Source organism: Marinilabiliales bacterium, from assembly GCA_007695015.1.
GTDB lineage: Bacteria > Bacteroidota > Bacteroidia > Bacteroidales > PUMT01 > PXAP01.
The window spans coordinates 1-9,037 of record REEN01000111.1; the positions used below are offsets into that span (position 1 = coordinate 1).

Sequence of the window (9,037 nt, forward strand, 5' to 3'; positions counted from 1 at the left end):
GATAAACAGAAATATTATTTGGATCTTGCAAAAAAGGAACGTCTTATAATACAACGTGGACGCAATGAGGCTTTTGCAATTATTCCACTGGCAGATCTTGATGAAACGGAGTATTTATTATCGGGTACTGCAAATGCCCAACGGCTTAAGGATGCTTTGGCAAACATTGAGAATGGCACCGATAAAGGTGTGCGTATGAATGTTGAGGATATATGGAAGTAGTCCTTTTTGAGCAGGCAAATAAAGATATTGTGTTTTGGAAGAAATCTGGTCAAAAGCAAATCATGACCAGAATTACAAACCTGTTGAAGGATATTCAGAAACATCCTTATAGTGGCATTGGTAAGCCTGAAGAATTAAAATATGAATTGTCCGGGTGGTGGAGTCGCAGGATAAATAGAGAACATCGTCTGATTTACAGAGTTGTTAACAACGAAATTCAGGTTCTGTCTTTACGGTATCACTACACTTGAGAAACTAAAGGAATAGTTCTTGCTCGACTATTTTTTTTCGATGAGAAGGGGTTTCAGGCCTCCATCGGCCAGGCAAGTTCCACGATCCGTTTCAACCGGCCGGCATCAATTTCTCCGCCGGATTTTTGCACTCCAACACTTATACCATTACATCCCAGATCTTTGCACATGGCAATATCGTCAACAACTATCTGCCATTCATCATCATCATAAAAATAGTCCCGGGGCCTTGGCCTGATTATTGGAAACAGCTGGATGCTGATCTTATCTCTTGCATTTTTTATCGTACCGTATGATGGCGTTGTTCCGCCTTCAAGCGGGTTATCGCAAAGCTCAACCCTCGCAGCCCCGGCTTCCTCAGCAATTATGCAGCTCTGAATGGTAAATGAGCAGACTTCAAGATTGTACTTCATAATTTACTGGTAACGGTTTGACTGATAATCTCAGGTAAAAGTATTATAAAATTCATATTTTTGGGGTATTCTTAAACAGGCAAATAATAAGTTGACTGCATGTTCATTTGACCTGCAGTCGATTTAGCATGGGAAATTCCATTTGCCAGCAAAAAATCATGTAATATGAAAAAACTATTGTTATTTCTTGCTGCAGCTTTACTAAGCCTTCAGGTAAGCGCCAACACCGCACCTGATGCTGAAGAGATCAAAAGGGTGATCGACAAAGCCTATATTGACGGCATCCAGAACTGGGGCGATCCCGGTGTTATAAGGCAGCATTTCGTGCCTGAATTTGTGATGCTTATGCTGGTAGACAACCAGATACAGGAAATGCCGATAGAGGCATGGATCGCCAGGAATGAGAAGCAGAAAGCAGCTTATCCGGACGGCCCGCCGCACCCTGCCACAGTAAAATACCTCGATATTGACGTTGTTGGCACCGCTGCAATGGTGAAACTGGAACTATACAGGCAGGGACAAAGGCAGTTTACCGATTACCTTGCCCTGTACAAGTTTGAGGAGGGCTGGAAGATCGTCGGCAAGACATTTTACCGTCACTGATCATTTTACATTTGCCCTGACTGCCCATTCTTCCCACATGATGAACAATCTGCCCCGGCTCAACAACACGCGGCCAGTGAACAATAAAAGGAGTTGCTATGCCTCCCTCGTGCATCTACCGCTTGTATCTCCTGTAGGGGGTATTGCCGGCATTGGCCCATGCCCGGCCGTAAGAAGCATAAGTGTCAGGGCCCCCGGGGTAGACGTCGGGGGTTGTGCCGCCGTTTTCAAAATAGCCGTGCCGGGTGTTCTGCCCCTGGATCACCTCATCGCTTGCACCATTGTCTGACAGAAAGACTATCAGAGTGTTATCCATGAGATCATACCTTTCAAGTGCACTGATCACCCTGCCTATTCCCAGATCCATGCTGTAAACCTGTGCGGCATAGACTGCCATCAGGTGAGCCTGCCAGTCCTTGTTTCCGGCATCCTCGGCACAACCGGCAGTTAATATGGCTGCCAGCCCCACTCCCGCTTTTCTCAGGATTCTGGTACCATTACAATAAAAAAAGGTTCATAATTCATACACTATGGATTTTTTGTACTATTTTGCAGTAACTGGAAGTTCAATAATAATTAAACCTCACAGATAATGAATTATAAAAACTTCAATGTAAAAAGAACTGCTTTTATTCTGCTTTTCGGCGGACTAATTATTATGGGATGTTCGCGGAAACCTGATAATAATTGGGTTATATATTCGCCCGGTAATCAGATCTCGGTCAACGTGGGTCTTGATGACCAGGGAAGCCTTTACTATTCCATCAGAAACCATTCCCGGTTAGTCATAGATAAATCTCCCCTGGGAATAGTATTTGAAGAAGCCTCGTTTGTAAACGGGCTCAGATTCTTATTCAAAGAGGAACATCAAGACCTTATGGATTCATACCAGCTTTTAACCGGAAAGAGGAGAGAAAACAATCCGGAATGGAATGAGCTCAACCTCGGATTTGAAAACCCTGATGGTGAGAATTTTGTATTGAATTTCAGGGTTTTTGACAATGGATTTGCTTTTAATTATGAATTTGAAAACACAGAACAGCAGTCCTATACTCTAACACAGGAGTTAACCGGCTTTAAGATTCCTGAAAATAGTGATGCCTGGATGCAACCATATGATACTATCTGGAAATGGGCACCTGCTTATGAAACATTTTTTGAGAACAGGATACCGGCAGGAACCCCGGCTCCCGAAAACAAAAACGGCTGGTCCTTCCCCATGCTTTTCCATACGGGAACGGACTGGTTACTAATAAGTGATGCCGGCATGGACGAGGGTTATACAGGAATGTATGTTGATGGCAATCCGGTTGAGGGACTGTATACACTGATATTGCCACTCGAAGAGGAAGCAATGGGTGTTTGCCCTTCCCGGCCGGAAATTAATTTGCCATTCAAAACACCCTGGAGGGTCGCTGTAATTGGAGACAATCCGGGCACCATTCTTGAGTCAAATTTGATTTTTCATCTGAGCGAACCAAATAAACTGGATGATACTTCATGGATAAAACCGGGAAGATCAGGATGGAGCTGGTGGTCAGAAAGTGATAGTCCCCGTGACTTCAACAGGTTGAAAGAGTTTATCGACTTTACAGCAGAAATGGGTTGGGAGTATTTTCTTGTTGATGCAAATTGGAATGAGATGCAGGGAGGCACAGCAGAAGAGCTAGTCGGGTACGCTAATAGTGTCGGGGTAGGAATTGCATTATGGTATAATTCGGGCGGGCCTCATAATATAATTACAGAAGCCCCTCGCGACCTGATGCACCTGGAAGAACCGAGGAGAAAAGAATTCAGCAGGATCAGCCGTTGGGGAGTAAAGGCTATCAAAGTTGACTTTTTTCAAAGTGATAAGGCATGCATTATGCAACAGTATCATGATATTCTTAAAGATGCTGCTGAATTCAGGTTGCTGGTCAATGTTCACGGGTCAACTATACCAAGAGGATGGGAAAGAACATATCCTAACCTTATGACAATGGAATCGGTAAGAGGAGCTGAATCATATAAATTTGCACCGGGATTTTCCGAATATGCACCAATAGCAAATACTATTCTGCCATTTACCCGAAATGTAATAGGTTCTATGGATTATACGCCGGTAACTTTCTCTGATTCACAATTTCCTAAAATTACAACTCATGCTCATGAACTTGCACTGGCAGTAATATTTGAATCAGGTCTGCAGCATTTTGCCGATAGTGATCATTCCTATCGTAACCAGCCGGAATATGTAGTTGAATATCTGAAAAATGTACCTGTTGTATGGGATGAGACCCGCTATATAGATGGTTTTCCCGGAGAGATGGTTATCCTGGCACGCAAAAATGATGACATCTGGTATGTAAGCGGCATAAGCGGACTTAATGAATCCAGGCACGTTGGATTCCATCTTGATTTTTTGCCTGAAGGCAATTACCGGATGGATATTATTTCAGACGGGGCTGATGATAAGTCATTTAGCTTTAATACTGTAGATTTCGTTCCCGGGCATGATCATGTAGTTCATATGCTGCCCCGTGGCGGGTTTTCAGCCGTTGTAACCCGGCAATAACAAAAAACTGAAATATTGATGGCAGTTTTTGCTTTAAAAATCCAGACTGCTGTAATAACTATTCCGGCTGCCGTTGACCGGCATGAGCATTAGAATCAGCCTTTTCCAACAGCATGACCCAGTCCCTGTACTCCAGTGTTCCCGGGTAAGAGGTTGGTGAGCTGATAAAATGCGTGCTGCCCGGTGAGGCCATCGTTCTTGAACGTGTCTCCCCGTTTGACGGATCAAGCCACGTCAGCCTCAACGGTGTTCCCTCCGGAAAGAGGGAGAGGTCAATCTTCGCACCGCCGCCGTACCTGAGGTAAGCCAGTATCTTTTCGCCCGGTATGTGAGATGCATAGCGGTCGGGATAATCGGACACCAGTCCGGGTGCCGGTTCAAAACGCCACCATTCCGTTCCCTGGAGAAACCTTGACATAACTCCCATGGAGACGGCACCAGGGTAATCCATGGTATTTGTCTCAAAACCCAGGTCCATCGGCCATGCATCGGGTCCCATCCGCGATTCGGGAACGTGTGCTTTCCATACATGGCCACCGGCATAGGAATGGCCTGCAGCACCCGACAGGAATGCCGACCATGCTCCCAGCCGGATATCCATGGCCCGGGGATTCCCTTCAACAAACTCGTACCAGGGTTCGGTAACGACAACCGGTTTAGGCGGATACCTGCGGTAGCTGTCAGCCACGATCTCAGGTGTAAGCTCATTGCGGTACCTGCCGTGTCCTGTCTGACTCTGGTTATAATCAAGCCAGTCTGCATGGTGAAGCACCTCAGCGGTTGACCATTGGGGGGCATCGGCTCCTCCCTCCCATCCGGGCGGGGTCGGATGAGTGCTGACAGCCCTTTCATACGGATCTTCCTCCTTTATCATCCTGCCTACATCTTCCCAGAAATCAAGAGGAAATCCCCCGTAATTATACAGATTGTATTCCCCGGAAACCACCCATACCACGTTATAAGCCCCGTACCGGTGGATAAGGTACCTCCACCATCTCATGATCTTCTCCTCTCCGATATTTTCTGCCATGCCCTCCCTGGTCCACCAGGCATGGATCCAGACTGTAATGCCCACCTGGTTGGCATAGGATACTATGCTGTCTATCTTTTTGATATGATCTGTATCAATGCGGGTAAAGTTGTCCTCATGGATCGTTGCAATTCCCCCCCATCCGTTTCCGGGCACAAACAGCTGTCCCATTGTAAAACCCTTGTTTGCACGGTCATCGGCAAGCTCTTTGAACCGGCTGAAGGGGATGTTCCTCTTGGCCCAGTTCCACCATGTATCTCCTATCCACAGGAAGGGAGTGCCATCGGCATATTCGAAATACCTGCCCGAACGGGGGCCTTTGTCATTCACCCGTATGAATCCCCTGCCTGCAGGGTTTTCCTCAAGTTCCAATGCGGTGCGTTCCCTGACATCTATTGTACCCGTTACGCCATCCATACCCTCATCGGCCGAATAGCTCATGTATTCCCATACCCCCGGAACAGGAGGGGCAAACCTTACCCTCCATGCATTCCCTTCATACCAGAACCCTTTTAATGTCATTACCTTACCTTCAGCAGGGCCGGAAATTCCCCTGAAGGCCACTTCGAGGTGATCAGCAGATCCGTCAACCGGTATTTGTCCGTAAGGATTGTCAATTGATTCAGTGGCTGTAAAAGACAACTCGATTACCTCCCAAACCTTGCAGGAATGATCTCCTGCCAGTGATGAAACGGAATAAAGAACGAAAGAAAGAACGAAAAAAGATGACCTTAACATATAGCAATAGTTTAATTGGTGTCAATACCCCCGGCCGGACGCAAATGCCTCCCATTCTGCAAACTCATCCTCCTTCATCACTTTCGGGACCTTGGTCTGCCCCCCCTTCTTCTTCATCTTCTCGGTCCAGTCGTAGAAAAGCTTTGCAGTGACCAGCTCAGCTTCAACATCTTTCAAAGCCTTGCTGCGTGCAACCTTGTAATTCTTATTCTCTTCCTGCAATATCTCATCGAGCCTCCTGGCGATCTCCTCTTTCCCGTCAGAAGGCTTTTCGTTGCACCCGAGATACCAGCAATGCACATAATCATCACCTCTTTTTACCGCACTAACCGTAAACTCCTGTATATCTGTATTGTACTCCTCCCCAACCTGGTTTACAGCTTTTATCATCTGGAACTCTGACAACTGCGATCCAACCACATTCAGGTAATATTTGGTTCGCCCGGTGATCTTGATCTCGGCCCGCTTTCTGTCTGTAAACATTACGGTATCTCCTATCATGTAACGCCAGGCTCCTGCAACCGTGCTGATGATAAGTATGTAATCCACATTTTCCTCAACCTCTTCTATAGTGAGAGCCTGTGCTCCCTCTGCCACCGAACCGTCTTCATTGATATTTTCTGTCTTGAGGGGAACAAACTCAAAGTATACCCCGTTGTCTGTAAGCAATGCCATTGAATCGGTATCCCTGCGCAGCTGGGTTGCAAGATATCCCTCTGAGGCAAGATAGGTATCAAGAATGATCACATCCCGCCCAAATATTTTGCCGAAGCTCTGCCTGTATGGCTCGAAGCTGACACCTCCTGAAGTGTAGACCTGCAAGTTGGGCCAGATATCGTGAATATTCCCTGCCTTGTTATGTTCGATCACCTTTTTGAGCATAAGCTCTATCCAGGAAGGTATTCCTGATAAACCCCCGATATCCCACTCTGGAGCCTTTTCTGCGATCTGACTTACCCTTTCGTCCCAGTCATCGATGCTGGAAATTTCAGGCCCGGGCTTATAGAAAAGCCGGTTAAACCATAAAGGAATGTTGTAGACAGATATGCCGCTGATCTCACCCTCGAGATGGCCTCTCACCTTTTTCAGACTCGTGCTGCTGCCCAGCATAAGCACCTCTTTTTCAAAAAAAGAGGGGGGCATGTCAAACTCCGCAAGACTCAGAACCTGCCTGATACCAGCATTTCTTATTGATTCCAGCATATCATCAGTTACGGGAATGGTCTTGGAGTTACTGGTGGTACCGCTGCTGAGCGCGAAAAAATCCGGTTTCCCCGGCCAGGTGACATCAAAAGCGCCTTCGTACAGATCTTTCCACCATTCTTTGAATATCCTGTCATAGTCGTGATAGGGAACTGCAGAAGCATAGGCTTTGCGGATGTTTTCGGCTGACTGTATATCCCTGAACCTGTAATGAGTACCAAACTTCGTATTCTCAGCCTTTTCCAGGAGTCCGGCCAGCACTTTCTTCTGCGCGGGGACAGGGTCCGGTTCATGAATAATCGTGTGTGAAACCGCAACCGCCCTTTTCAATATTTCTCCAATAATTGCCATAAATCAAATCAGTCAAAGTAACAATTCTGCCGGCTTCTTCGCCGCTGAAATATAAGAACAACATCTGCCTGCCGTCGGGTCCCGCTACGTGCTGGCTGCGACTTTTCCGACATAAGTCCTGTATTTCAGCAAGATAACACCTGGAGTTACAAGCTGCAAGTTATTAAAATTCATGGCTAAAACCAAGAAAGGGTAATCCCTGGTGGTTTACAATACCGTAAATCTGGCAGATTGCGGAGACCGGCATCCTTGCAAATCAGGTGGACGGAATCCGGGCTGATTACCGGGATGCGGCAATGGGCGTATAACAGGGACCCGGAACCTTACGGATTACAAGGATAGTAAACAAGCCGAAAAATATGGTCCGGGAAGCATACGGTTTACGGAAACCGGAAATGGCCCGACTGTGAAAGTGCCCGCCCCAGGTCCCTGACCGGGAGGTTGCACCTGCCCATGGAGCAGAGATAGTACCAGGTCTCACCCTCTTTATACCTTTCCCCGAAAAGGGGAATATCATCATCCTCAGAACCTGATGCGGCCACGGCTATACCGGGCAGGTACATCCTGCCGGCTTCCAGCGCCCTTTCTTCCGGCCGGGGCCCGGTGATGGCGAGTGTATAGTGTCCGTACACCCTGTACAGGACAAGCCTGGCCCAGTTGGTGTGGTTAATGGCCGATTTCTGAAGATAGGGACTGATATCGGCCAGCATCCTCAGGCTGCGGGCATTCCATTCAGGTTTCTCAAAATAGCCGGCCAGGCGAAACAGGTTAAGCGCCATCACGCTGTTTGATGAAGGGATGACGCTGTCAGACAGCTCAAAATAGGGGGCTTTAAGCTTCTCGCCGTCATCAGCCGAAAAAGGGAACATGGTCGTGCCCCGGGCATTGAAGTTATCCAGCACGCAGGCAGTCAGGTCGCGCGCCTTAAGCAGGTAACGGGGCACCGCAGAGACCTCGTAAAGTCTTATGAGTGCATCTGCAAGATGGGCGTAGTCCTCAAGAAACCCATCGATCGCAGGCACGCCCCCCGTAAGAAGCCTTGATAATTTCCCTTTCGGGGAAATGGAATTATCAATAATAAAATCGGCAGCGTCTGCAGCCATTTTGAGAAACCCGGGATCACCAAAGGCTGAATAGGCGTCGGCAAGCCCTTTGATCATCAAAGCGTTCCATGAAACGATCACCTTTGTGTCGGTCAGAGGGCGAACCCTCGACGAACGAGCATTGAGAAGCTTTGCATTTGCCCTTGTCACGATCTCCCTGAGTGAATTTTCATCCATGCCGTGCCTGGCGGCAAAATCGCTGTCCGTTTCAGTCCTGAGCAAGATATTCCTGCCATTCTCCCAGTAACCCTCACTGCCGATGCTGTAATATTTTTGCATGAGGGAGGCATCTTCGCCCATCACTTTTTCCGCTTCCTCCTTATCCCAGGTGTAGAATCTTCCCTCCTCTCCTTCACTGTCGGCATCAAGAGCAGACAAGAAAGTGCCCTCAGGTGAGGTCATCTCCCTTCTGACAAAGTCAGTCGTCCGGTACACAACATCCCTGAAAAGCTTATTTTTAATAACCTTCCAGGAATTGGAATATAAGGAAAGGAGCTGGCCGTTGTCATAAAGCATCTTCTCAAAGTGCGGGACCTTCCATTTATCATCGGTCGAGTAGCGCGCGAAAC

9 protein-coding genes are annotated in these 9,037 nt (G+C 47.4%); 4 read left to right on the top strand and 5 right to left on the bottom strand.

The features are described from left to right. Both EA408_13255 and EA408_13260 read left to right on the top strand, forming a co-directional pair. The coding region (locus EA408_13255) for a hypothetical protein (protein TVR68580.1) at positions 1-222 on the top strand (222 nt) is incomplete at its 5' end. Then, positions 213-473: a Txe/YoeB family addiction module toxin gene (locus EA408_13260; GenBank protein ID TVR68581.1), complete on the top strand. Its 261-nt coding sequence runs from the start codon at positions 213-215 to the stop codon at positions 471-473. The genes EA408_13255 and EA408_13260, both read left to right, overlap by 10 nt. A 53-nt stretch (positions 474-526) precedes the next feature. Here the strand turns inward: EA408_13260 and EA408_13265 are convergent, their stop codons facing one another. After that, positions 527-886, bottom strand: coding sequence for a hypothetical protein (locus tag EA408_13265; protein TVR68582.1), 360 nt, complete (start codon positions 884-886; stop codon positions 527-529). 165 nt (positions 887-1,051) lie between these two features. Here EA408_13265 and EA408_13270 point away from each other — a divergent pair, with 165 nt between their 5' ends. Then, on the top strand, positions 1,052-1,489 hold the full coding sequence (locus tag EA408_13270) for a hypothetical protein (GenBank protein TVR68583.1): 438 nt from the start codon (positions 1,052-1,054) through the stop codon (positions 1,487-1,489). Positions 1,490-1,604: 115 nt separating this feature from the next. Here the strand turns inward: EA408_13270 and EA408_13275 are convergent, their stop codons facing one another. Further along, a complete protein-coding gene (locus tag EA408_13275; GenBank protein ID TVR68584.1) occupies positions 1,605-1,958 on the bottom strand; it encodes a hypothetical protein in 354 nt (117 codons plus the stop codon). Positions 1,959-2,081: 123 nt separating this feature from the next. Between EA408_13275 and EA408_13280 the strand changes: the two genes are divergently transcribed. Further along, positions 2,082-4,043, top strand: coding sequence for a hypothetical protein (locus EA408_13280; GenBank protein ID TVR68585.1), 1,962 nt, complete (start codon positions 2,082-2,084; stop codon positions 4,041-4,043). Positions 4,044-4,101: 58 nt separating this feature from the next. Here EA408_13280 and EA408_13285 read toward each other — a convergent pair whose 3' ends face one another. The 3 genes from EA408_13285 to EA408_13295 form a co-directional block, all read right to left on the bottom strand. Continuing rightward, positions 4,102-5,811 carry a DUF4038 domain-containing protein gene (locus EA408_13285; protein TVR68586.1) on the bottom strand — a complete coding sequence of 570 codons (1,710 nt, stop codon included), beginning with the start codon at positions 5,809-5,811 and terminating at the stop codon, positions 4,102-4,104. 21 nt (positions 5,812-5,832) lie between these two features. Further along, positions 5,833-7,365 (bottom strand): GH3 auxin-responsive promoter, encoded by a 1,533-nt coding sequence (locus EA408_13290; protein TVR68587.1) that lies wholly within the window; start codon positions 7,363-7,365, stop codon positions 5,833-5,835. A gap of 380 nt (positions 7,366-7,745) precedes the next feature. After that, the coding region (locus EA408_13295; protein ID TVR68588.1) for a thioredoxin domain-containing protein at positions 7,746-9,037 on the bottom strand (1,292 nt) is incomplete at its 5' end.

What these genes read in the sequence shown, in the direction of transcription:
- EA408_13280 (TVR68585.1), top strand. Translation starts at nt 2,082, where the DNA reads ATGAATTATAAAAACTTCAATGTAAAAAGAACTGCTTTTATTCTGCTT.
- EA408_13290 (TVR68587.1), bottom strand. Translation starts at nt 7,365, where the DNA reads ATGGCAATTATTGGAGAAATATTGAAAAGGGCGGTTGCGGTTTCACAC.
- EA408_13270 (TVR68583.1), top strand. Translation starts at nt 1,052, where the DNA reads ATGAAAAAACTATTGTTATTTCTTGCTGCAGCTTTACTAAGCCTTCAG.
- EA408_13265 (TVR68582.1), bottom strand. Translation starts at nt 886, where the DNA reads ATGAAGTACAATCTTGAAGTCTGCTCATTTACCATTCAGAGCTGCATA.
- EA408_13260 (TVR68581.1), top strand. Translation starts at nt 213, where the DNA reads ATGGAAGTAGTCCTTTTTGAGCAGGCAAATAAAGATATTGTGTTTTGG.
- EA408_13285 (TVR68586.1), bottom strand. Translation starts at nt 5,811, where the DNA reads ATGTTAAGGTCATCTTTTTTCGTTCTTTCTTTCGTTCTTTATTCCGTT.